Source organism: Vibrio sp. FF266 (genome assembly GCF_041439695.1).
Taxonomy (GTDB): Bacteria; Pseudomonadota; Gammaproteobacteria; order Enterobacterales; family Vibrionaceae; genus Vibrio; species Vibrio tasmaniensis_A.
The window spans coordinates 202,329-225,237 of record NZ_JBGOOO010000003.1 but is presented as its reverse complement, the minus strand read 5'-3'; the positions used below and the strand labels follow the sequence as shown (position 1 = coordinate 225,237).

The following is a 22,909-nucleotide window of genomic DNA, read 5'->3' as shown; positions in this document are numbered from 1 at the left end:
TTTCTCTTTCATTTTTAGAGAGCGTTTTCTCTACAGGCTGTTTTCTTTACAGACCCTGCTCTTTTATAAACTCGGCTCTTCTACAAACCCTGTTCTTTTGCCATCTTGATTGCGATTTGAGGCGCATTCCAAAGCGATGGCAGTAAGATTATGGACACCGGTACCGCTGTGATTACAATGAACGATTGCAGCGCAGAGATTCCGCCTGAACCTAGGGAAATCAGAATCAATGCCGTTACCCCCATCATCACACCCCAGAAAGTACGAATAATTGCGTTAGGCTCAGTCTCACCACTGACTACCACACTGATGGTGTAAGTCATCGAATCACCGGTCGTTACGATGAAGATCGTGGTTAAGATCAAGAACAGAATAGAGATAAGCATTGGCATAGGTAGCTGCTGAGTTACCGCCAGTAGCGCGCCTGGTAAGTTGAAGCCTTCGAACGCTTTACTTACGCTGCCTGGATCTGCAATTTCGAACGCAAGACCAGAGCCACCAACAATCGTGAACCAGAAGCAAGTTACAAACGGTGCGATAAGGCTAATGGTTGATACCAATTGGCGAATACTACGACCGCGTGAAATACGAGCGATGAAGATTGCCATCATTGGGCCGTAACCTAAGAACCAACCCCAGAAAAACACTGTCCACCAGCTTAACCAACCTTCATCACCACGGTATGTTGCCATTGGGATGAAGTTATCTATCATGCTGCCTACACCTTGAATGTAGCCATTGAAGATGAAGTTCGTTGGACCGAAGATAAGGATGTAAATCATCAATGCCATTGCTAAAATTACGTTGTAACGACTTAGCATTTGCATTCCGCGGTTGAGACCACTTAATGCCGACAATGTGTAAAGCACGATAGCGAACAAGATAATGATTAGCTGAGTTGTGAAGCCATCTGGAATACCAAACAGTTCATTCAGAGCGTAGCTGACTTGCAAGCCCAAGAAGCCAATCGGACCGATAGTACCCGCCGCTACAGCGACAATACAACATGCATCAATCAGTGCGCCGGTATGGCCTTTCAGTGCTCTTTCGCCCAAAACTGGGTAAAGCAAAATACGAGGTTTAAGAGGCAAGCCTTTGTCGTAGTGAAGGTGCATAACCACGATAGACGTTAAGCTGCCCACAATAGCCCATGCTAGGAAACCCCAGTGCATGAATGATTGTGATAAAGCATTCACTGCGCCTTGCTGTGCGTTTTCTTGTGCACCATACAACGGTGGTGGGTTAACGTAGTGTGCGATAGGCTCTGCTGCCGCCCAAAATACACCACCGCCCGCAAGTAGCGTACAGAAGATGATTGCCATCCAACGGAAGCCATCCATTTCAGGTTTCGCGATGCCGCCTAGGATAACCTTGCCTGTTCGCCCTGCCGCCAGGCCAAGACCAATAAGAAAAGTCAGAAGAAGAAGCATTTGCCAATAAGGGCCGAACACTTTTACCGACCAAGCAAAGCCTGTATTTACTAAGCTTGATAGCAGCTCGCCATCAAATAAAGCAAGCGCCACGAACAGAGCGATAAAACCGCCGCTGTACCATAATGCTGGGTTGGTAAGTCCTAATTTGTCTGAAGTCGATTCAGACTGGTTTGTGTTACTCGTTTTGTTGCTTGCTGTGTGTGCTTGACCCGCATTTACGTTTGAAGATTTCACGCTATTGGTTAAATCAGACATACTCTGACTCCAGAGGTTTCTTTGCAGCTGTCATTTTAATGATGACTACAAGAGGTGTATTTAACACCTGCCCTATTGTTTTTTGTGTTGGGCAGGCTAATCCATGTTTGGGTTACCGCGTTGCGAAATAGACCGTTGTTCCTTTTGAATAGTTAAATTGGTAACAACAGCACTTCTAAATGAAGGTTAATTAGAAGGCTGCTAATTCGATGATTACTAGTGAGAAAGCACTTAACCCTTACTTTGAGGCTCTAGGCCATCTTTCAAGAAGTTAAACCAGTTTTCTCCCAAGACTTGCCCAGCTTCAGACTCGCTGAAACCATGACGCATCAATCCGTTATAAATATTTTCCATACCCGCACTACCACAGAACCAAGGCAACGCATCTGGCCAACCTGAGTTGTTCGCAGAGCCTTCACCGTAGTCCATTGCTTTAGACCAACGACCATTTCTCATCCATTCAAGAACGGCTTGAGGTTGGTTTAAGCATAGGTCACTACCAATACCTAGGTGTTCTACGCCAACCATGTCAGAGGTCGTCGCAACCATTTGGCAGAAATCTTCCAACGTACATTGGCTGCCATTTGGTAGGTGGAATGGGTACAAGCTGAATCCAATTAAGCCACCGCGTTCGGTTAGGGCTTTAATCACATCGTTTGATTTGTTTCGTAGTGCATCATGAGCAAACGTTGGGTTCGCGTGGCTGATACAAATAGGACGAGAAGACAGGTCAATCGCTTCAAGCGTTGAACGCTCCGCACTGTGAGACATATCGATGATCATGCCCACTCGGTTCATCTCTTCGATAGCTTGCTTACCAAAGCGCGTGATACCAGTGTCGTTCTTCTCGTAACAACCCGTCGCCAATAAGCTCTGGTTGTTGTAAGTAAGCTGCATGATCAAAAGACCTTGCTTGCGCATCACTTCGATAAGACCAATCTCATCGTCGATTGGAGAACAGTTTTGAGCACCAAGGAAAATGCCGACTTTGCCGGTCGCTTTTGCAGTTTCAACATCAGCCATTGAATGAATCGGCATGATAATGTCTGCATTCTGCTCGAATCTTAAGTTCCATTCTGCAAAGCGAGATAAGGTTTCACGAGCTGTCTCGTGGTAAACCGCGGTAGCGTGAACTGCTGTAATGCCGCTCGCCTTTAGTGTTTGGAAATATTCTCTGTTCCAATTGCAGTATTGCAATCCATCTATAACAATCCGTTGCTGGTACATAACCACTCCTATTGAAAGCTCAGTGTTCTAGCTCGGTTTTGAAAACACGCTCAAATAACATGTTTTCAAAAGTGGGTTAAATCACTTGTCTAATTTCGTTTGCTGCTTTGGTTGGGATGTTGGCCTGACTCTGTGAATCAGGCCAATTCGATAGCTGGATAGCTAGGGACTTAATATCTTCAGCTATCCAATTCTTATATAGAAAGTTGATTAGTAAGGACGCTGGTAAGCTGTCTTCACTACTGTGTAGAACTCTTTCGCGTACTGACCTTGCTCACGAGGACCGAAGCTAGACTCTTTACGACCACCAAACGGTACGTGGTAGTCGGTGCCTGCTGTTGGTAGGTTCACCATCACACAACCTGTTTGCGCTTGTTGCTTGAACATTGCGCTAGTACGTAGGCTTTGAGTAATGATGCCGCCCGTTAGACCAAAGCGAGTATCGTTTGTTGTCGCGATAGCTTCTTCTAAGTCGGCTACACGAATCACGCTTGCCATTGGTGCAAACACTTCTTCTTGGTTCACTTCCCAATCGTTCTTAGTATTCAAGAACAGCGTTGGAGACATGTAGAAACCTTCGTGTTTCATGCTTAGGCGTTCGCCACCAAATGCTAGCTCACCGCCGCTTTGACGTGCTTTCTCAACCCAACCAAGGTTTGCTTCAAGTTGGTTACCATCGACAACAGGGCCCATGAATACGCCGTCTTCTAGTGCGTGACCCACTTTAAGCTCGCTCATACGTTTGATCAGTGCTTCAACGTATTGGTCGTGAATGCCATCCATAACCACTAGACGAGAAGATGCTGTACATTTTTGACCCGCGCCAGAGAACGAACCTGCGATAGTCGCATCAACAGCTGTTTGGATATCCGCATCATCAGCAACCACAAGTGCGTTCTTACTGCCCATTTCTAGTTGGCAACGAACGAAGTTTGGCGCTGTAGCCGCCGCAACCTTACGACCTGTATCAACAGAACCGGTAAAGCTCACACCATTCACTTCTTTAGAGTTGATCAGTGCATCACCTACTTTTGAACCACTACCTAGAACAAGGTTAAACGTGCCTGCTGGCATGCCTTGACGGTGGATAATCTCAGTTAGCGCAACCGCACTTGCTGGTGTTAGGTTTGCTGGTTTCCAGATAACGCTGTTACCGAAAGCAAGCGCTGGAGCGATTTTCCAAGCAGCAGTCGCGGTCGGGAAGTTCCAAGGAGAGATGATGCCGATAACACCCACCGCTTCACGAGTCACTTCTACAGAAACGCCTGGGCGTACTGATTCTGCGTTGTCGCCAATTTGACGAAGCACTTCAGCCGCAAAGTACTGGAAGAACTGACCTGCACGGTAAATTTCGCCACGACCTTCAGCAAAAGGCTTACCTTCTTCACGAGAAAGTAACGTACCTAGCTCATCACAACGTGCAATCAGCTCATCACCGATTGCTTGAAGTACTGCTTGCTTACGTTCAATCGGCGTTTTTTCCCACTCTGGTTGAGCGTGCTTCGCCGCTGAAATCGCTTGTTGAACTTGGTCAGCACTTGCTTGTGCGAAGTTACCGATGTTTTCAGAAATATCTGATGGGTTAATGTTCGCAACGGTGCTTACACCCGCTTGCCATTCGCCGCCAATGTAAAGTGCGTTTTCTGCTTGAACATTCTGTAATTGAGTCATCATTCTGTCCTTGTAACGGTTAGGTTGCGGTTGAGTCTGGCAACCATCTGGTTAATTAATAAACTGTTAATATTCAGGCAATTAATTGCTAAAATAAGATGTATATTTTGTTTCTAAAGTGAACCAAGTCGCTTGTATCAATAAACCACTTCAATTTAAAAGAGTTTTGATCCGCAAATAGCCTTAGTTCACAGTCGAATTATTCAGGTTGAGACGCCGATGCGTAAACCACGAACTCAACCAACATTTCTTCTCTTGCTAACCCTGCAACGACGACCGCAGCACGGTTTGGATAAGGTGCATTGAAGTATTCTCCGTATACGCTGTTGACCGTTTTTAGATATTCACGGTCTGTCACGTAAATCAGAACTTGCAGCACTGAATCCATAGATTCGCCTGCACACTCCAACGTATGAACAAGGTTGTTAAAAGTCTGACGCGTTTGCGCTTCGATACCGCCTTCTACTACTGCGCCAGTTTCATCAATTGGAATCTGCGCTGTGTATAGAGTGCCGTTATTAACGATTGCCCACTCTAGTGGTGCTTTTGAAGCGAAAAGCTCGGTTTTTACTGGGTATTTTTTAGTTTGTGCGTTCACGATTTCATCCAACTTTGTAACAACTATGTTTCAAGATGGTTAAATACTGCACCTTGACGGCTGATAAATCTAACGGTAAATTTTGTGCATTTGATAAATAAAATCTATCACCTTACGGAAAGTAAGGTATAGCAAGGGCTAGAGAAGGATCAGTGCCATGAGTATTAAGCTACAACAGTTAAAACATTTTGTTTTAGTGGTCGAAGAAGGCGGATTTCGAGCAGCATCTCACCGCGCAAATCGCTCACAAGCGGCACTTTCTACGTCGATAAAAGAGCTAGAAAAAATACTTGGTCAGCCACTGTTTGAAACAGGCAACAAATCAACCCTGACACCTTTCGGGGAAATATGCCTGCCAAAAATCATTCAATTCCTGAATGTTTACAAAGCATTAGACAATGACCTACGCGCAGCCGCGGCAGGACAACAAGGAAGAGTTCGAATAGCAAGTGTCCCATCAGTAGCGGCAAAATTAATCCCTAGTGTTTTAGGGGCTTTTTGTGAACAGTACCCGAATGTTGAGGTAAGCTTAATTGATGATAATGCGGCGGGTGTAGAAGCAAGATTACTGTCTGGAGAGGTAGACGTTGCCCTCGGAAATAGCTCCCATTTAGAAGAAGAGAGCATCGACTTCACGCCTTTACTTTCCGATCCTATTGGTGTGGTCTGCCTCAAAGACAACCCTATCGCCTCTCAACGAGAGGGAATAGAATGGCAAACTTTGTTAAAACAACCCTTCATTCGCAACGGGACTTGTACCCTACTTGACCCAACACCTGCACGAATGCTCAGCGAACAGGCTCTGTATTCAGTAGAGAACATCACTTCGTTGTTTTCGGTGTTAGAACTCGGGATAGGCGTGACCACGCTACCTAAGTTGGCTTTCCCGACCAATGAAACCCGTTTGGTGTGGATCCCATTGATTGACCCGCCCTTACAGCGTCAGATCGGTATTTTCAGATTGTCTGATCGTACGATCTCGCCACAAGCGCAGGCTTTTCATGACTTATGTATTCAATATCTAAGTTATGAAGACGAATAGAGGGACATGATTGAGTTTGTTTTCTTAAAAAGCGGTTGATAGAGCAACACATCAAGAAATTCCAGCTCTAATATCCAGAGTTTTGACCTTTCTATCTTGGGCTTAGTGCCCTAACCTTCAGATTTTTACCCTATCTTCAGCTCCTTACATCCATGTGAGGAGCTGAATTTCTTCCATCATATTCATCTTAAACGCCGACTTATCCGTTTCGGATCGCCTGAAAGGCGTTAAGAATGAAGTCACGACAAACTATTTTGAAAAATAATCACTTCTAGATAGAGAACGCCGTACAAATAAATAACTCAATGCACGACGGCTTTCATCGCTAACTAAACTTGCTTTATCCACTTGTAGAATCACACTCAACAATCAACTTATAAATGACGCTAAGTGTTTGAATATACGTAATTGATAAGATCGTAACTTGCCCAATTGGTAGCTAAAACTCTTTCACAAAAACGCCCATTTTCGCTAAAAATAAAGCATTAAAAATTCTCATGAATAAAGTTATTCAACTATTACTTTCATAAATGAAAAACATTCATTTCAAAAATGGAATTATTGATGTCGCTTTTTGTCGTTTTGATCACATAATTTTAGGCGTAGTTTATATTTTGTCGAAACGATAGCGAATTAGTTTTTATCGTTTAATTTCGTCAGGAGATATAAAGCCAGAAAGATTATTTCTTTGTTAACAAGTAAAGGTTTATTAACAAGTCAAATTGCTATTAACAAGTAAGTGCTAGTAACAAAACATATTCAAACTGTGTTTTATATTGACTTACACTGTTAAATATAGGGTTTTATTATGAGGCTTAATGGGATAAGTAGTGACATCCTTGTTGCTGCTAAAAGAGTTATTCTCTGCCAAATAGTATTAGCCGTCGGTGTAGTTTTATATGAAGTGTTTTTTGGTAATAAAGTAGATATGGAGTCTTCAGCTTTGGGTGTCGTAATCGCGATGTTACCACCGCTGTTTGGTTTTATATATGCAAGCCTAAAGGTGCACAAGAATCCCAATTATAGTTTACGTGACTTAATGCAAATGAGTCGTGTCGTGAAAATAACCTATACGTTCTTAATGTTTATCTTGGCATTCCAGTTTTTTAAATTGGATAACCCAGTAATATTATACGCATACATTTTTACAATGATTGGGTACTTCTTAACACCATTTATTACTGCCTCTACAAGATCGGAGTACGTGTAGTATGGATCAAGTCACTACCGCTCACGAATACATAGAGCATCACTTAACCTTCTTAACTACAGGTGATGGTTTCTGGGCGTTCAACATTGACTCAATGTTGGTATCTTGGATTACGGGTTTATTGTTTATTGGAGCTTTTCGATATGTAGTGACCAAGGGCACTAGCGGTGTTCCAGGTCGTTTTCAATGTTTTATCGAGCTTATCTTTGATTTCGTTAACAACCTAGTCAAAGAGATTTTTCAAGCGGAGGATAAATTAATAGGGCCACTGGCATTAACCACTTTTGTTTGGGTGTTGTTAATGAATGCAGTCGACCTATTACCAATTGATTTAATACCAGGGTTAACTCGTGTAATGGGTTTAGAACACTTTAGAGATCTACCGACAGCGGATGTAAATATCCCAATATCGATGGCACTCGGTGTGTTTATTCTACTGTTAACTTATACGTTAAAAAATAAAGGTTTGAAAGGCTTTATCAAAGAGCTCACTACTCAGCCATTTGATAACCCTCTTTTATATCCTGTTAACTTCGTTCTTGAATTAATAACATTAATTTCAAAGCCAATATCACTAGGCTTACGATTATTCGGAAATATGTATGCAGGCGAGATGATATTCATCCTTATCGCACTAATGCCTTGGTGGATGCAATGGGCACTCAGTGTTCCATGGGCCTTATTCCACATATTAATCGTATTCTTGCAAGCATTTATATTTATGGTACTGACCGTTGTTTATTTAGCAATGGCAACAGAAGAACACCATTAATTAATAACTGAAAATTAACTAACAAATTATTTATCGGAGATACAAATGGATATCGTAAGCGCAGTTTTATATGTAGCAGGTGCATTACTGATCGGTTTAGGTGCAGCGGGTGCAGCATCTGGTATTGGTAACTTAGCAGGTAAATACCTTGAAGGTGTTGCTCGTCAACCAGACCTTACTCCAATGCTTCGTACTCAATTCTTCATCATGATGGGCCTTGTGGATGCTGTACCGATGATCGGTGTTGGTATCGGTCTATACATCATCTTTGCCGTTGCTTAATTAAAAGCTTTGAAAAGATCGATTTGTAAATAATCAAGATTTAGTGAGGAAGGTATGAATTTAAATGCCAGCATGTTTGGTCAAGCAATCTCATTCGTGATTTTTGTTTGGCTATGCATGAAATATGTATGGCCCCCTCTCACCGCGATGTTAGACGAGCGCCAAAAAGAAATCGCTGATGGTTTACGCCACTCAGAGAATGCAGCAAAAGAGCTAGAACTAGCAAAATCAAATGGCGCACAACTCGTCGCAGATGCGAAAAAAAATGTGACCGAACTGATTGAGCAAGGCAAAAAACGCCGCAACGAAATCATCACCTTAGCTCACCAAGAAGGTGAGCAAGAAAAGGCACGCATCTTAGAACAAGGTAGAGCTGAGCTAGAAGGCGAACGTCAAAAGTTACGCCGTGAACTTCAGGCGGATATGGCAGATGCTGTTATTCAAAGTGCACAGAAATTGATTAGCAAAAACCTAGATTCTGAAACGAACCGAGCGTTAGTTGATCAAATGATAAGCGAACTCTAAACGGAGGCAATATGTCAGATTACACCAATATTGCTCATCCCTACGCTAAAGCATCATTCGACTTTGCTTTAGGTGAAAACAAGTTACAAGAGTGGCACTCAATGCTGTCCATTCTTGTGACGGTAGCGGAAGAAGAAACGATCGCTAAGCAGATTTCATCAGCAGAAGGTGTTCATACACAGCAATCTGAAGAACTGGTCAATCTCATCATTCACGTTTGCCAAGGACTCGTTGATGACCACGTCATTAATCTCATTAAAGTCTTGGCTGAAAATGGCCGTCTTGCAGTGATCAGAGACTTGTTTAACTTGTTCAGCGACCTAAAGGACGAACATGAACGTGTAATCCCTGTCACTGTCACCAGTTCAGAATTGCTTACACAAGATCAAGTTACATCACTCACTGCTGCACTTGAGAAGAAATTAGAACGTCAGGTTGAAATGGAACAGGTTATTGATGACTCGCTGGTTGGCGGGATCGTCATCAAGGCGGGTGAAACCGTCATCGATGGTTCTTTGAACACATCAATTAGCCGATTAGCCCATCAACTTCACGCGAGATAGGTAACAATTATGCAATTAAATTCAAATGAAATCAGTGATCTAATCAAAGATCGCATCTCGAAGTTTAATGTGAGCACCGAAGCTCGCAACGAAGGCACCATAGTCTCGGTTCGTGACGGCATCATTACCATTAACGGCCTTGCGGATGTCATGCAGGGTGAGATGATCGAACTTCCTGGTGGCAAATACGCTCTTGCTCTTAACCTTGACACGCACTCAGTCGGTGCCGTGGTTATGGGTCCCTACACTGACCTATCTGAAGGTATGAAAGTGAAAGGGACAGGTCGTATCTTGGAAGTACCCGTAGGTAATGGACTTCTTGGCCGTGTAGTGAACACACTAGGTGAGCCAATCGATGGCAAAGGCCCAGTGAGTTGCGACCGACTCGACCCTGTAGAAGTAATTGCACCCGGCGTAATCGAGCGTAAGTCCGTCGATCAACCAATTCAAACTGGTTATAAAGCCGTTGATACCATGGTGCCTATCGGTCGTGGTCAACGTGAACTTATCATCGGTGACCGTCAGACGGGTAAAACCGCGCTAGCTATCGATGCGATCATCAATCAGAAAGATTCTGGCATCAAATGTGTGTACGTGGCTATTGGCCAGAAAGCATCTACTATCGCAAACGTTGTTCGTAAACTCGAAGATCACGATGCGCTTAAAAACACCATCGTAGTTGTAGCCTCAGCATCAGAATCAGCCGCGCTTCAATACCTAGCACCTTATGCGGGTTGTACCATGGGCGAATACTTCCGTGACCGCGGTGAAGATGCACTGATCATCTATGATGACCTATCAAAACAAGCCGTCGCTTACCGTCAAATCTCATTGCTACTTAAACGCCCACCGGGTCGTGAAGCCTTCCCTGGCGACGTATTCTACCTTCACTCACGCCTACTAGAACGTGCGGCACGAGTAAATGCAGAATACGTTGAGAAGTTCACAAATGGTGAAGTGAAAGGCCAAACAGGTTCATTAACCGCGCTTCCGATCATTGAAACTCAAGCGGGTGACGTATCGGCGTTTGTACCAACCAACGTAATCTCAATTACTGATGGTCAGGTTTTTCTACAAACCCAACTATTCAACTCAGGTCTCCGTCCTGCTGTTGACCCAGGTATCTCGGTATCTCGTGTGGGTGGTGCAGCACAGTGCAAGATCATCAAGAAACTGTCTGGTGGTATTCGTACATCATTAGCTCAATACCGTGAGTTAGCCGCATTTGCTCAGTTCTCTTCTGACCTAGACGACATGACGCGCAAGCAGCTTGATCATGGTGAGCGTGTAACCGAACTGATGAAACAAAAGCAATACTCGCCGATGTCTGTCGCAGAGCAAGCAACGGTTATCTACGCAGCAGAAAAAGGCTATTTGGCTGACGTAGAGTTGCACAAAGTTGCGCGTTTTGAAGAAGAATTAATTGCTTACGCAAAGGGCCAAAACCCAGAGTTGTTCGACACCATTAACGCTAACGGTGACTACAACGACGAGATCGACAGTGCACTTGCAAAGCTTCTCGGTGACTTTGTAGCGTTGAAAGCTTGGTAAACGCTCCGGTTTGTTGGCTGGAAATCAAAACAAATTAGGAGCAGATGATGGCAAATACTAAAGAAATTCGCACCAAGATAGGCAGTGTTAGTAACACTCAGAAAATCACCAGTGCAATGGAGATGGTTGCGGCAAGTAAGATGCGTAAGGTTCAAGACAATATGACGCTAACACGTCCATATGCCGAGAACATGCGCAAAGTTATCTCTCATGTCGCATCAGGGTCGCTGGAATACCAGCACCCCTACCTTCAACAGCGTGAACCAAAACGCGTTGCTTACATCATTATTTCGTCCGATCGAGGCTTATGTGGTGGCTTGAACTCGAATTTGTTCAAGAAAGTGTTAGAAGAAATGGAGATGTGGCGTACCAAAGGCGTTGAGGTAGAAACGACCCTAATTGGTTCAAAAGCTATCTCATTTTTCCAACGCAGCGGCAATGTTATCGCGCAAACGTCAGGCCTTGGTGACGCGCCTAAATTAGAAGACATTTTAGGTACGGTTAACGCGATGCTAGGGCATTACGACGACGAAAAAATCGACAGCTTGTATCTCGTGTATAACCAGTTCATCAACACCATGGTTCAAGAACCAACGACCTTGCAGTTGCTGCCCCACCCTTCAGATTCTGAGGCCGATGGAGGCGTGAAAAAAGCACGTCGTTGGGACTACATCTACGAACAAGCACCAAGAGACATCCTCTCTGAGCTGTTACATCGATACATTGAATCACAAGTGTATCAAGGCATCGTAGAGAGCATTGCCTGTGAGCAAGCAGCCCGAATGGTGGCCATGAAAGCGGCGACCGATAACGCAGGCCAACTCATCGATGATTTGCAGTTGGTATACAACAAAGCACGACAGGCTGCCATTACCCAAGAACTGAGTGAAATAGTCTCAGGTGCTCAAGCTGTCTAAGTGCAGACAAGAGTGGGTTAAGAATAGAATTTGAGGATTTAGAGATGAGTGTTGGAAAAATAGTTAAAGTTATCGGCGCGGTGGTAGACGTCGAGTTCAGCGGCGGCAACAGCCCACGCGTTTATGATGCATTGAAAGTGACGAGCGAGGAAGCAAGCTCTCTCGTATTGGAAGTTCAGCAACAACTGGGTGGCAGTATCGTTCGTTGTATTGCAATGGGTACGTCAGATGGCTTGCGCCGCGGCCTAACTGTTGAAAACACCGGTTCTCCAATCACCGTTCCTGTGGGCGAAGAAACCTTAGGCCGTATCATGAACGTTCTTGGTCAGCCTATCGATGAATGCGGTGAAATCGGTCAAAAAGAAAGCTACGAAATTCACCGAGAAGCACCCTCTTATGAAGAACAAGCAAACAGCACTGAACTTCTTGAGACCGGCGTTAAGGTTATCGACCTTATTTGTCCGTTCGCAAAGGGCGGTAAAATCGGTCTGTTCGGTGGTGCTGGCGTAGGTAAAACCGTCAACATGATGGAGCTTATCAACAACATCGCCAAAGCACACTCAGGTCTCTCTGTATTTACCGGTGTTGGTGAGCGCACTCGTGAAGGTAACGACTTCTACTACGAGATGAAAGAAGCGGGTGTTCTAGACAAAGTAGCCATGGTTTACGGCCAAATGAACGAGCCACCGGGAAACCGTCTACGTGTAGCATTGACTGGCCTGACTATGGCTGAGCGCTTCCGTGATGAAGGTCGTGACGTACTGTTGTTCATTGATAACATTTACCGTTACACGCTTGCGGGGACTGAGGTGTCAGCACTGTTAGGTCGTATGCCTTCAGCAGTAGGTTACCAACCAACACTCGCTGAAGAGATGGGTGTACTGCAAGAGCGTATCACTTCGACTAGACAAGGCTCTATCACGTCTATCCAAGCGGTATACGTACCTGCCGATGACTTGACTGACCCATCGCCAGCAACAACCTTTGCTCACTTAGATGCGACCGTTGTACTGTCTCGTAACATCGCGGCATTGGGCCTCTACCCTGCAATCGACCCATTGGATTCAACATCTCGCCAATTGGACCCGCTTGTGGTTGGTCAAGAACACTACGACATTGCACAAAAAGTCCAAACAACGCTGCAACGCTACAAAGAGCTAAAAGACATCATCGCGATTCTTGGTATGGATGAGCTGTCTACTGAAGACAAACAAACGGTATCTCGCGCTCGTAAGATTGAACGTTTCTTAACTCAGCCTTACCACGTGGCAGAAGTGTTTACCGGTCAGAAAGGCGTATTTGTACCGCTAAGCGAAACACTAAGAGGCTTTAAAGGCCTGTTAGGCGGCGAATATGACGATATCCCAGAGCAAGCATTCTTGTACTGTGGTTCTATCGACGAAGTGCTTAACAAAGCAAAATCACTCTAAGAGGCAGGTGCACCATGGCTATCGGAATTACAGATAATACATTTCAACTTAATATTGTAAGTGCGGAAGGTACGCTGTTTTCAGGTCCAGCGTATGCCCTAGCCGTTTCTGGCGCTGATGGTGAGCTGGGGATCCGCCCGGGTCACTCCCCGCTTCTCAGTAAAATAAAGCCTGGCGTGACAGTGTTTGTCACAGACCCTAAGTCAGAGGGACAAGTGCTTTATGTTTCTGGCGGGATGCTAGAAGTTCAGCCGGATGTGGTAACGGTGTTAGCCGATACTGCCTTGCACGGCCAAGATATTGACCGCGCTCGCGCAGAAGAAGCGAAATATGCAGCCCTAGAGAATATCAATAAGGGCAATGTAGACATCAACTTTGCACAAGCTCAGCTTGAACTCGCAAAAGCCGTTGCTCAGCTTCGCGCATCAGAACTGACGTCTTCTCGCACTCGACACTGAGAATAAGCGTTATTGGCCGTTAGCTGTGCTAGCAAACAAATACAAAAAAGGCTCACTAACTAGTGAGCCTTTTGATATCTGCGTAACGTAAAACCTAGGTCTAACGTTGCTTGATGTTCAAACGAATAGTTTTAAAAGATTCGTTTTAGAAAAGCAGTTTAGAGCAGTCGTTTAGAACTGTAGTTTAAAAGAATTCAATCGAGTTACGGCCGCTTTTGTCGTCACGTGTTGGCTTTGGCGTATCCGCTTTCTTTTTCGGCTTTTTTTCTTTCTTCTCTTTTTTCTCTTTCTTTGGTTCAGCCGTTGCGCTTAGCATTTCTGCTTTGCTTTTCTTAGATTCTTTCTTCTTAGAATCCTTTTTAGACTGACCTTTCTTCGCCTTGTTCTCTTTTTTAGGCGCTTCTTTCTTTTTCGGCTGTTCTGATTCTTCTTGTACTGGCTGATCACACACCACTACATAGTACTCTTGGTTGAATTCAAAGAAGTCGCCATCGTACATTTTACGACGTTTACGAGTTTCTAATTCACCATTAACCGCTACATAACCTTCAGAAATGATGTGTTTAGCTTCACCGCCACCACTCACTAAGTTAGCAATTTTAAACACTTTGTAGAGTTCGATGGGCTGAGACGATACATCAATACCAATTGCTTCAATCTCAATCTCTTCGCCTTCTTCGCCCAGCTCTTGACCTTCGTAGTCAGCGTCTTCGTAATGTTCTTGGTCCATGGTGACCTCTACCTAAATATGTACTTCTGAAATATTGGGCGCAGTGTAATCTTAAAACAACAAAATGACCATGTTGAATTCACCGAGCACTCTTTTGTTCTCGTTACGCACCCACTTTATAGCGCACCACCAACATTCGAAAGGCTGACAAGTTGCTTGGTGTATTCATGTTGCGGATTACCAAACAAAGTCTCAGTGTCGCCCTTCTCTATCACCTCGCCAGCTTTCATCACAATGGTGTAATGACATAAGGATTTCACGACATTCAGATCATGACTGATAAACAAATAGGTCAGGCCATACTTTTCTTGAAGTGACTTCAGCAAATCCAGTACTTGAGCTTGAACGGTTCTGTCGAGTGACGATGTTGGTTCATCGAGCAAGATAAACTCTGGCTTAAGGATCAAAGCACGAGCAATCGCAATTCGCTGCCTTTGACCGCCAGAAAACTCATTTGGGTAACGGTGACGAGTTTCAGGATCGAGGTCAACCTCTTTCATTACGTCACAGATGCGTTGGTCGAGTTCGTGCTCATCGAATTGTTGATGCACTAACAAACCTTCGCCAATCACCTGAGCGACCGACATTCTCGGGTTTAGCGCAGAAAACGGGTCTTGGAAGACCACTTGCATACGGCTTCTAAACGGAAGCATCTGTTTTCGATCTAAACCTTGAAGCTGTTCACTCGAGTAGGTAATTGACCCTTCACTATCCACCAGCTTAAGTATCGCCATACCAGTCGTCGATTTACCAGAACCACTTTCGCCAACTAAACCGATTGAGTGCCCTTTCTTCAAAGTGAACTCCATGTCGGTTACGGCTTTGACATGAGAAATGGTTCGCTTGAATAAACCGCCCGTGATCGGGAACCAAACACGAAGTTGATTTACATCGAGTAGCGGTTTGCTTTCGGGTGACACAGGAACGGGCAAGCCTTTCGGGTCAGAGTTGATAAGCTTTTGCGTATAAGGGTGAGCAGGCGCATTAAACAGGGTATGACAGTCGTTACTTTCAACCAAGCGACCATCTTTCATTACCGCTACTCTGTCGGCAATCTTACGAACGATACTTAAGTCATGAGTAATGAAAAGCATCGCCATACCCAATTCTTGTTGCAGGTCTTTCAACAAATCCAAAATCTGCGCTTGTACCGATACATCCAATGCGGTTGTCGGCTCATCAGCGATAAGTAGCTCAGGTTCGTTAATCAGAGCCATTGCGATCATTACACGCTGACGCTCTCCACCTGATAGCTCGTGTGGGTACGCTGATATCTTCTGCTCTGGGTAACGAATACCCACCTTTGAAAGCCACTCTATCGCCAAGGCTTGAGCTTTATTGGTTCGCATACCTCGGTGAATCGCGAGGGTTTCAACCAGCTGCTTACCGACTCGATGAAGTGGATTAAGCGAAACCATAGGCTCTTGAAAGATCATGCCAATGCGGCCACCACGAATCCCTCGCAATTGCCTTTCAGAACAACTCAGAATATCGGTGCCAGAGAAGTTAATCTTACCGTTTAAGTAGTGCGATGAACCTTTAGGTAACAGCTTTAAAATCGAGTTAGCCGTGACCGATTTACCGGAGCCACTCTCGCCCACCAGCGCGAGTGTCTCACCTTTGTATATCTCCAACGAGACGTCTTGCGTCACTTGTTCTATCGAGTCTTTACGCCCAAACCCGACAGACAATTTATCTATGGTCAGAACTGGAGATGCATTCGAAGCCTCTGCTGTTGACCCTGAAGCAGGAACTGTATTTGAAGTCATAACCTATCCTTACTTCTGTTGATGTGGGTCGAAAGCATCACGCACCGCTTCACCAACGAAGACAAGTAACGTCAACATCAATGAAAGTACGACGAAAGCAGAAATGCCAAGCCAAGGCGCTTGCAAGTTAGCTTTACCTTGCGCCAATAGCTCACCTAATGAAGGCGAACCCGCAGGCAAACCAAAGCCTAAGAAATCTAACGACGTTAATGTGGTGACCGAGCCTGAAAGGATAAACGGCATCATGGTTAACGAAGCCACCATCGCGTTGGGTAGCATGTGGCGAAGCATAATGCGTTTGTCGTCAACGCCCATGGCTTGCGCGGCTCTTACATAATCAAAGTTTCGACAACGTAGGAATTCAGCTCGCACAATCCCAACCAAACTCATCCAACTGAACAGCACCATAATCCCTAGCAACCACCAGAAATTCGGTTCAATGAAGCTCGACAGAATGATCAGCAAGAATAAGGTCGGCATTCCAGACCAGACTTCAATGAAGCGCTGCCCAAACAAGTCGACCCAACCACCGTAGTAACCTTGCGTTGCCCCGACAACTACGCCGACTACGCTCGATACAATCGTCAGAATAAAACCAAACAGAACAGAGATACGGAACCCATAAATGATGCGGGCCAATACATCTCGCCCTTTATCATCGGTTCCAAGCCAGTTCACTGAATCTGGCTCCGATGGCACCGCGCCCGAAATATCGAAGTTTATCGTATCGTAGCTAAACGGAATGATGGGCCACACGATGTAACCGCTGTCTTCAATGAGTTCGATAACATAAGGATCTTTGTAGTCGGCTTCGGTTTCAAACTCACCACCAAACTCTGTCTCGGCATACTCATTAATGACAGGTACAAACCACTGATTATCATAAGAAACCAAGAGTGGCTTGTCGTTGGCGATGATCTCAGCGAACAGGCTCAATCCAAACAAAATGGTAAATATCCAAAGGGAGATAAAACCACGCTTGTTTGCTTTAAAACGTAACCAACGAGCTTCAGCTAAAGGGTTGTTAAACATTTATTATCAATACCTTGTTATTCGTTCGCCATTAACGCGCTTCAAAATCAATTCGAGGATCAACCCAGGTATACGTCAGGTCGGAGATAATGCTCAGCACCAAGCCAAGCAAGGTCATGATATAGAGAGAACTAAACACCACTGGGTAATCTCGCTGAATAGTCGACTCAAAGCCAAGCAGGCCGATGCCTTCGAGTGAAAACATCACTTCAATCAACATAGAACCCGTGAAGAAAATACTAATAAATGCACTCGGGAAACCGGCAATAATGATCAGCATGGCGTTACGGAAAACGTGCTTGTAGAGAATACTGCTCTCGTCCAAGCCTTTCGCTCTCGCGGTGACCACATATTGCTTATTGATTTCATCAAGGAAGGAGTTTTTGGTCAACATACTGAGTGTGGCGAAACCGCCGATGACCATAGCGAAAATAGGCAAAGCCAAATGCCAGAAGTAATCGCCAATTTGTTGATACCAATTCAGTTGGTCGAAATTACTCGACACGAGTCCACGTAACGGGAACCAACTGAAGTAGTTACCACTCGCAAACAAAATAATCAGGATAATCGCAAACAAAAAGCCCGGAACGGCATAACCGACAATCACCACCGCACTCGACCAAATATCAACCCGAGAACCGTGATGTATCGCCTTCATGATGCCCAAGGGTATCGAGATCACGTAGATGATTAACGTACTCCACAACCCTAAAGAAATGGAGACGGGCAGCCGCTCGATGATTAAATCAATAACGTTACCGCCCTTAAATAGGCTTTCACCAAAGTTAAAGGTTGCGTAATTTTTCAACATATCGAAGTAACGAACATGAATTGGCTTATCAAAACCAAACTGCTTTTTGATCTCTTCAACCACTTCAGGATCAAGCCCGCGTGAGCCTTTATAGCCACTGGCAGACGCTTGGTCACTTTCGCTTAAATCAACTTCTTTTCCACCACCAGAAAAGCGCTCCATAATTCCAGAGTTATGCCCTTCTAATTGGGCAACAGCTTGCTCCACCGGGCCACCAGGGGCGATCTGAATGATGAAAAAGTTGATGGTGATGATCGCCCACAACGTGGGGATCACCAACAATAAACGTCGAAATATATACGCGGCCATGCTAACTAACTCCTAGCGACGTTTTTCAGGAAGCAATGCCGCCTTCTCTTCTGAAATCCACCATGTATCGATACCTAAATCGTATTTAGGCAATACATCTGGACGCTCAAACTTGTCCCACATTGCTACGCGATATTCACCAACGTGCCATTGAGGGATGTTATAGAAATTCCACTGCAATACACGGTCGAGTGAACGACCTAACGTAAGAAGTTTTTCAGGGTGCTGTTGGTTACGCGCAATTTCTTCTGTTAACGCGTCAACCACCGGATCCATCACACCTGCAGTATTGTAAGTAGAATCAATATAGTTAGAATTCCAAACGATCATTAAGTTCGGGCTAGGAAAAGGGTTTGCGGAAAATGACGAAGAGATCATATCAAAATCGCGATCACGCCAACGCTTGATGTATTGCGTGGTATCTATGGTACGGATCTTCATCTCGATACCCATGCGCTTCAAGTTCTTCTGAACCGGCGTTGCAATACGCTCCGTGGTTGGGCTGTAAATCAACAACTCAAATGACAGCGGCTTGCCGGTCATTTCGTTGGTCATCACTTTGTCTTTCAGTACCCAACCCGCCTCTTTCAGCAATTTGAAAGCAGTACGCATCTGGCTACGAATACGCCCGCTGCCATCGGTGACTGGAGGCTGGAATTCTTCGGTAAATACTCGCGGAGGGATCTGATCTTTGTACTGAGACAACAACTCGACTTCAGCCTCGCTTGGTAACCCCTTCGCTTCATAGTCGGTATTCTGGAAGTAACTACGAGTACGTTTGTACTGGCCGTAGAACATATTCTTGTTCATCCACTCAAAGTCCATCGCATAGGTTAACGCTTCACGCACCTTAGGGTCAGAGAACACCGGAGATTGAATGTTGAAGACAAAACCTTGAGCCGTTTCAGGCTTCTCGTGGTTGATCTCTTCTTTAATGATGTAGCCTTTATCGAAGTTCACGCCTGTGTAAGAGTTGGCCCAGAACTTAGCCGAGTTCTCGGTTCGAAGATCGAACTCCCCTGCTTTAAAAGCTTCCAACATTACCGTGTCGTCACGGTAGTAATCGTATTGCACTTGCTTGAAGTTATTACGGCCAACGTTGACTGGTAGGTCTGCTGCCCAGTAGTTTTCATCTAGGCCGTAGGTCACACTTTGCCCAGATTTATATCTAATGATCTTATAGGGACCACTGCCTACTGGTGGCTCACTTAGAGGTTCAGACAGCTTTCTGTCTTTCCAGAAATGCTTCGGCAACACACGAGTGCTTTGCGCAAAGCTAAACAGCTTCTCGCGGTTTGGCTTGTTCATCTCAATTCGAACAACCAAATCAGAGACAGCCGTTACTGATTCAATCTCTTTGTAATACACGCGATACTGAGGCACACCTTCTTTCGAAAACTTGTCAAAGGTGAAGGCAACATCGTGAGCCGTGATTGGTTTACCATCTTGGAATTTAGCATTTGGGTTGATGTTGATTTCCATCCAAGTGAAATCACTGGCGTAGCGAACCTTTGAGGCGATCAATGGATAATACGCATCAATCTCGTCGCTCGGAGAAAACATCAAGGTATCGTAAATCTCCCCCGTATAGCTGGCAGCAACGCCGCGGGAACCGAATCGATTAAAGCTATCGTAGGTACCTATGCTGCCATAAGTCACTTTGCCTACTTTTGGCGCATCAGGGTTAACGTAATCGAAGTGAGTGAAATCGGCTGGATATTTTGCTTCACCAAAACCAACCAATTGTGTGGTTTCAATAACGGTGACAGTAGGAGTTGATTCGGTATCAGAAGCGTGTGTGACGGAGGGATATAGAGCAATAAGCGGCAGCATGACTGCACATGACTTCAAATTAGACCTGAAAAACTGAGTGCGCTGCAAGGCTTTGCTTCGGAAATCTGTTCCCATTTGACTCTCCCTTCAAATGTTATGAATTCTATATTCAAGTTGATTAATCGGCTTTGAATGCATGCCGTTAAAACAAGTATAGGTTCAAATCTAACATCATGTAATAACTAATAAAACCATCAGCACTTCATCTCTGACGGTTTATTTACAATTAACTCGTCACCGCTCGAAGTTATTGGATGCAGTTGGCGCTGATTGCTTTGATTCCTTTAATTAGCTTGGTGGCGCTGGAAAGAACGGGGGAAGGAGATTGCTCTAGCGAGAATGACATAAGCCTCCACGGTTTAGATTCCCTTTGATTCGCTTTGAAAGTGAAATTTAGGTTCTAAATAATCAACAAACTATACTTTACTGGAGTATCCTTGCTGCTTAGGTCTAAATGGAATGACACTTTGAACAAACCAAACCACATAACATTTGCAACGTTCAACCTGCTGAACTATCTCGAACCGCCGAATGCGTATTATGATTTTGAGAACATCTACAGCTTCGAAGAATGGCAGAAGAAGCAACATTGGATGGCTGAAGCGATTCGTTCATTAGATTGTGATGTGATTGGCTTTCAAGAGATATTTAGCCCGAAGTCTTTAGAGCAATTGATGAACAAGCTAGGTTATCCATACTTTGCTGTAGTCGATAGCGCAGACGTTGAAGATGATTACCTATACACCTCACCTGTCGTTGGTATCGCATCCCGCTACCCGATTGAAAACGTGCAGCCTGTTACGCCTGATTCAGAGCTACTTTCAGCCTTCAACCTTGGCGACAAATTCTCATTCAACCGAACACCTGTTCACGCCACCATTACGTTACCCCATTTAGGTTCAACCGACTGTTATGTTGTGCATTTCAAATCGCAACGTCCGACGGAACCAAGAATTGAATCTATCGATGTGGATAACGCTCAGCAAGGTGAAAAACCACAAAGTGACACGCTCACTCGCTTCCACCAAGAACAACTTGGCTCTTGGTTATCTAGCGTTCAGCGCGGCCTTGAAGCTCAGATGCTGCATCAATACATCACCAATCATCGTTACCAAACCGATCAGCCTGTTGTGTTAATGGGTGACTTTAATAAGCCTCTATTCAACGACGAGTTTAAAGGGCTATTAAGTTATTCAATAAACAGAGACGAAAACAGCAAGCATTGGCTTTCCCACTTCCGGTTAAAAGACAGCTGGGATATTTATCATCAATTGCATGAACAAGATTTGCTCGAACAACGCAAACCAACGCACTACTACGGTGCGTCTGGATCTGTACTGGACTACATTTTGATGTCCAATGAGTTCGATTGTCAGAACTCATCGAGCTTGATGGAGATCTCTCGCTACACAGTGCTCGACCATCACCTCATCAATCCCAGCTTTGAACACGACCAATTCAGTACTGACCATGCCATCGTTGCTGTCACCGCTCATATCCGTGAAGCCTAGCTATTCGATTACATCTTCAATCGAGAGTTACCTGAGTTGAACATGAAAAAAACCGCAGTCAAAAACTGCGGCCTTCCACTTTAGCCAAACGGGTTGAGCCAACCGACGCCCCATTTAGAAACCGATTTACCGTTTAGCAAAGTGTGAAACTTAGAATGTGTACATTGCGCCAAGATAGAATGAAGCCAATACGATATCTTTCTCTACCTTTTTTCGGTTCCAAGAGTTGCCCTCGTCAACTTCTACTGTAAATGCATCGGCTTCATAACCAAGTCTCAGGCTTAACTCAGAAAGCTTTTCTGGGGTGTACTCAACGCCAAAACCAACTCGTACACCTGCACCTGAATCATCGAAATCAGAACTTGAAGGACGTGAACCGTCTGCATACTTCATATCGAGATCGATTGAAGATAAGCCAATTGTACCAAATGGGCGAACGCCATTATCAAACGTATAACCAAGGTTTGCAGCAATCGAAAAGACTTGAGGAGTCCATGTAAAGCCAGCGTTGCTTCTTAAAGGATATTTAGCAACCACATCACCATAATCCGTGTACTGAAGCTCAAGTGATACAATACGGTTAAACTTATAGCCAGCAATGATACGGTAAGCATTGTCTTCTGCTTCAAACGTCACTGGCTCTTTAATTGATGAAAATAGTCCACCATCATCGACGCCAGAAGTACCAATGGCACCACCTAGATACAAACCACTGTCCGCTGCCATTACATTGTTTGCTGCAAATGCTGACATCATTGCGATGCTTAGAATTAATTTATTGCCCATTACTACTTGACCTTACTTAATGCAAATCAAGATTGTTACGCCTTCCTGTGCTGCACAATCTTGTTAGAGTTACCCGACACCCCGTCGAATTCGCGAACATGATAGGCTCACAGAAAAAAAAAAAATAAATAAAAATGTAATCACTTTATAACCCCAGACAACAGAATTAGTTAAAACACCATAAGAGCCTGAAT

General features: G+C 44.6%; 21 protein-coding genes. 11 read left to right on the top strand and 10 right to left on the bottom strand.

The window, feature by feature from the left end; all coding sequences use genetic code 11:
* Positions 1–80: 80 nt before the first annotated feature.
* From ACED59_RS04300 to ACED59_RS04285, 4 genes are all read right to left on the bottom strand, one after another.
* Positions 81–1,688: a BCCT family transporter gene (locus tag ACED59_RS04300; RefSeq protein WP_017098973.1), complete on the bottom strand. Its 1,608-nt coding sequence runs from the start codon at positions 1,686–1,688 to the stop codon at positions 81–83.
* Positions 1,689–1,919: 231 nt separating this feature from the next.
* Complete coding sequence (locus ACED59_RS04295) at positions 1,920–2,915, bottom strand: membrane dipeptidase (RefSeq protein WP_029224052.1); 996 nt, start codon at positions 2,913–2,915, stop codon at positions 1,920–1,922.
* A gap of 210 nt (positions 2,916–3,125) precedes the next feature.
* On the bottom strand, positions 3,126–4,586 hold the full coding sequence (locus tag ACED59_RS04290) for an aldehyde dehydrogenase family protein (protein WP_004730413.1): 1,461 nt from the start codon (positions 4,584–4,586) through the stop codon (positions 3,126–3,128).
* A gap of 199 nt (positions 4,587–4,785) precedes the next feature.
* The gene (locus ACED59_RS04285; protein ID WP_029224053.1) at positions 4,786–5,184 is read right to left on the bottom strand and encodes a RidA family protein; all 399 of its coding nucleotides are present in this window, start codon (positions 5,182–5,184) and stop codon (positions 4,786–4,788) included.
* A 157-nt stretch (positions 5,185–5,341) separates the two neighbouring features.
* On the opposite strand from ACED59_RS04285, the gene ACED59_RS04280 reads away from it, so the two are divergent.
* The 10 genes from ACED59_RS04280 (at position 5,342) to ACED59_RS04235 (ending at position 13,934) form a co-directional block, all read left to right on the top strand.
* Entirely contained in the window at positions 5,342–6,226 is an 885-nt protein-coding gene (locus ACED59_RS04280; protein ID WP_017098976.1) for a LysR family transcriptional regulator, read from the top strand.
* Between the two features lie 808 nt (positions 6,227–7,034).
* Entirely contained in the window at positions 7,035–7,436 is a 402-nt protein-coding gene (locus ACED59_RS04275) for a hypothetical protein (protein WP_017098977.1), read from the top strand.
* A 1-nt stretch (position 7,437) separates the two neighbouring features.
* Positions 7,438–8,208, top strand: coding sequence for a F0F1 ATP synthase subunit A (gene atpB, locus ACED59_RS04270; RefSeq protein ID WP_009844934.1), 771 nt, complete (start codon positions 7,438–7,440; stop codon positions 8,206–8,208).
* 45 nt (positions 8,209–8,253) lie between these two features.
* Positions 8,254–8,490, top strand: a complete 237-nt coding sequence (gene atpE, locus ACED59_RS04265) for a F0F1 ATP synthase subunit C (RefSeq protein ID WP_004730405.1) — start codon at positions 8,254–8,256, stop codon at positions 8,488–8,490.
* Between the two features lie 54 nt (positions 8,491–8,544).
* Positions 8,545–9,015 carry a F0F1 ATP synthase subunit B gene (locus tag ACED59_RS04260; protein ID WP_004730401.1) on the top strand — a complete coding sequence of 157 codons (471 nt, stop codon included), beginning with the start codon at positions 8,545–8,547 and terminating at the stop codon, positions 9,013–9,015.
* Positions 9,016–9,026: 11 nt separating this feature from the next.
* The gene (locus ACED59_RS04255) at positions 9,027–9,578 is read left to right on the top strand and encodes a F0F1 ATP synthase subunit delta (RefSeq protein ID WP_004730398.1); all 552 of its coding nucleotides are present in this window, start codon (positions 9,027–9,029) and stop codon (positions 9,576–9,578) included.
* A gap of 9 nt (positions 9,579–9,587) precedes the next feature.
* Complete coding sequence (gene atpA, locus ACED59_RS04250; protein ID WP_016794807.1) at positions 9,588–11,129, top strand: F0F1 ATP synthase subunit alpha; 1,542 nt, start codon at positions 9,588–9,590, stop codon at positions 11,127–11,129.
* Positions 11,130–11,176: 47 nt separating this feature from the next.
* Positions 11,177–12,046: a F0F1 ATP synthase subunit gamma gene (gene atpG, locus ACED59_RS04245; protein WP_017098979.1), complete on the top strand. Its 870-nt coding sequence runs from the start codon at positions 11,177–11,179 to the stop codon at positions 12,044–12,046.
* A gap of 44 nt (positions 12,047–12,090) precedes the next feature.
* Complete coding sequence (gene atpD, locus ACED59_RS04240; protein ID WP_004730394.1) at positions 12,091–13,476, top strand: F0F1 ATP synthase subunit beta; 1,386 nt, start codon at positions 12,091–12,093, stop codon at positions 13,474–13,476.
* A gap of 14 nt (positions 13,477–13,490) precedes the next feature.
* Positions 13,491–13,934 carry a F0F1 ATP synthase subunit epsilon gene (locus ACED59_RS04235; RefSeq protein WP_004730391.1) on the top strand — a complete coding sequence of 148 codons (444 nt, stop codon included), beginning with the start codon at positions 13,491–13,493 and terminating at the stop codon, positions 13,932–13,934.
* A gap of 184 nt (positions 13,935–14,118) precedes the next feature.
* On the opposite strand, the gene ACED59_RS04230 is transcribed toward ACED59_RS04235, so the two are convergent.
* The 5 genes from ACED59_RS04230 to ACED59_RS04210 all read right to left on the bottom strand — a co-directional run bounded on the left by ACED59_RS04230 (position 14,119) and on the right by ACED59_RS04210 (position 20,493).
* Complete coding sequence (locus tag ACED59_RS04230) at positions 14,119–14,664, bottom strand: RNA-binding S4 domain-containing protein (protein WP_017098980.1); 546 nt, start codon at positions 14,662–14,664, stop codon at positions 14,119–14,121.
* Positions 14,665–14,780: 116 nt separating this feature from the next.
* Positions 14,781–16,433 carry a microcin C ABC transporter ATP-binding protein YejF gene (gene yejF, locus ACED59_RS04225; protein ID WP_017098981.1) on the bottom strand — a complete coding sequence of 551 codons (1,653 nt, stop codon included), beginning with the start codon at positions 16,431–16,433 and terminating at the stop codon, positions 14,781–14,783.
* A gap of 9 nt (positions 16,434–16,442) precedes the next feature.
* Positions 16,443–17,465, bottom strand: a complete 1,023-nt coding sequence (locus ACED59_RS04220; protein ID WP_004730360.1) for an ABC transporter permease — start codon at positions 17,463–17,465, stop codon at positions 16,443–16,445.
* Between the two features lie 31 nt (positions 17,466–17,496).
* The gene (locus ACED59_RS04215; RefSeq protein WP_017098982.1) at positions 17,497–18,585 is read right to left on the bottom strand and encodes a microcin C ABC transporter permease YejB; all 1,089 of its coding nucleotides are present in this window, start codon (positions 18,583–18,585) and stop codon (positions 17,497–17,499) included.
* Positions 18,586–18,597: 12 nt separating this feature from the next.
* The gene (locus ACED59_RS04210) at positions 18,598–20,493 is read right to left on the bottom strand and encodes an extracellular solute-binding protein (protein WP_017098983.1); all 1,896 of its coding nucleotides are present in this window, start codon (positions 20,491–20,493) and stop codon (positions 18,598–18,600) included.
* Between the two features lie 392 nt (positions 20,494–20,885).
* Between ACED59_RS04210 and ACED59_RS04205 the strand changes: the two genes are divergently transcribed.
* Positions 20,886–21,929, top strand: coding sequence for an endonuclease/exonuclease/phosphatase family protein (locus ACED59_RS04205; protein WP_017098984.1), 1,044 nt, complete (start codon positions 20,886–20,888; stop codon positions 21,927–21,929).
* A 150-nt stretch (positions 21,930–22,079) separates the two neighbouring features.
* Here ACED59_RS04205 and ACED59_RS04200 read toward each other — a convergent pair whose 3' ends face one another.
* On the bottom strand, positions 22,080–22,715 hold the full coding sequence (locus tag ACED59_RS04200; protein WP_009844909.1) for a porin family protein: 636 nt from the start codon (positions 22,713–22,715) through the stop codon (positions 22,080–22,082).
* Positions 22,716–22,909 lie beyond the last annotated feature (194 nt).

Excerpts from the sequence above, each read along its gene's own strand:
- atpE (WP_004730405.1), top strand. The coding sequence starts at position 8,254 with ATGGATATCGTAAGCGCAGTTTTATATGTAGCAGGTGCATTACTGATC.
- ACED59_RS04210 (WP_017098983.1), bottom strand. The coding sequence starts at position 20,493 with ATGGGAACAGATTTCCGAAGCAAAGCCTTGCAGCGCACTCAGTTTTTC.
- atpD (WP_004730394.1), top strand. The coding sequence starts at position 12,091 with ATGAGTGTTGGAAAAATAGTTAAAGTTATCGGCGCGGTGGTAGACGTC.
- ACED59_RS04295 (WP_029224052.1), bottom strand. The coding sequence starts at position 2,915 with ATGTACCAGCAACGGATTGTTATAGATGGATTGCAATACTGCAATTGG.
- yejF (WP_017098981.1), bottom strand. The coding sequence starts at position 16,433 with ATGACTTCAAATACAGTTCCTGCTTCAGGGTCAACAGCAGAGGCTTCG.
- ACED59_RS04215 (WP_017098982.1), bottom strand. The coding sequence starts at position 18,585 with ATGGCCGCGTATATATTTCGACGTTTATTGTTGGTGATCCCCACGTTG.
- atpA (WP_016794807.1), top strand. The coding sequence starts at position 9,588 with ATGCAATTAAATTCAAATGAAATCAGTGATCTAATCAAAGATCGCATC.
- ACED59_RS04220 (WP_004730360.1), bottom strand. The coding sequence starts at position 17,465 with ATGTTTAACAACCCTTTAGCTGAAGCTCGTTGGTTACGTTTTAAAGCA.
- atpB (WP_009844934.1), top strand. The coding sequence starts at position 7,438 with ATGGATCAAGTCACTACCGCTCACGAATACATAGAGCATCACTTAACC.
- ACED59_RS04280 (WP_017098976.1), top strand. The coding sequence starts at position 5,342 with ATGAGTATTAAGCTACAACAGTTAAAACATTTTGTTTTAGTGGTCGAA.
- ACED59_RS04300 (WP_017098973.1), bottom strand. The coding sequence starts at position 1,688 with ATGTCTGATTTAACCAATAGCGTGAAATCTTCAAACGTAAATGCGGGT.
- ACED59_RS04230 (WP_017098980.1), bottom strand. The coding sequence starts at position 14,664 with ATGGACCAAGAACATTACGAAGACGCTGACTACGAAGGTCAAGAGCTG.
- ACED59_RS04260 (WP_004730401.1), top strand. The coding sequence starts at position 8,545 with ATGAATTTAAATGCCAGCATGTTTGGTCAAGCAATCTCATTCGTGATT.
- ACED59_RS04275 (WP_017098977.1), top strand. The coding sequence starts at position 7,035 with ATGAGGCTTAATGGGATAAGTAGTGACATCCTTGTTGCTGCTAAAAGA.
- ACED59_RS04200 (WP_009844909.1), bottom strand. The coding sequence starts at position 22,715 with ATGGGCAATAAATTAATTCTAAGCATCGCAATGATGTCAGCATTTGCA.
- ACED59_RS04255 (WP_004730398.1), top strand. The coding sequence starts at position 9,027 with ATGTCAGATTACACCAATATTGCTCATCCCTACGCTAAAGCATCATTC.
- ACED59_RS04235 (WP_004730391.1), top strand. The coding sequence starts at position 13,491 with ATGGCTATCGGAATTACAGATAATACATTTCAACTTAATATTGTAAGT.
- ACED59_RS04290 (WP_004730413.1), bottom strand. The coding sequence starts at position 4,586 with ATGACTCAATTACAGAATGTTCAAGCAGAAAACGCACTTTACATTGGC.
- atpG (WP_017098979.1), top strand. The coding sequence starts at position 11,177 with ATGGCAAATACTAAAGAAATTCGCACCAAGATAGGCAGTGTTAGTAAC.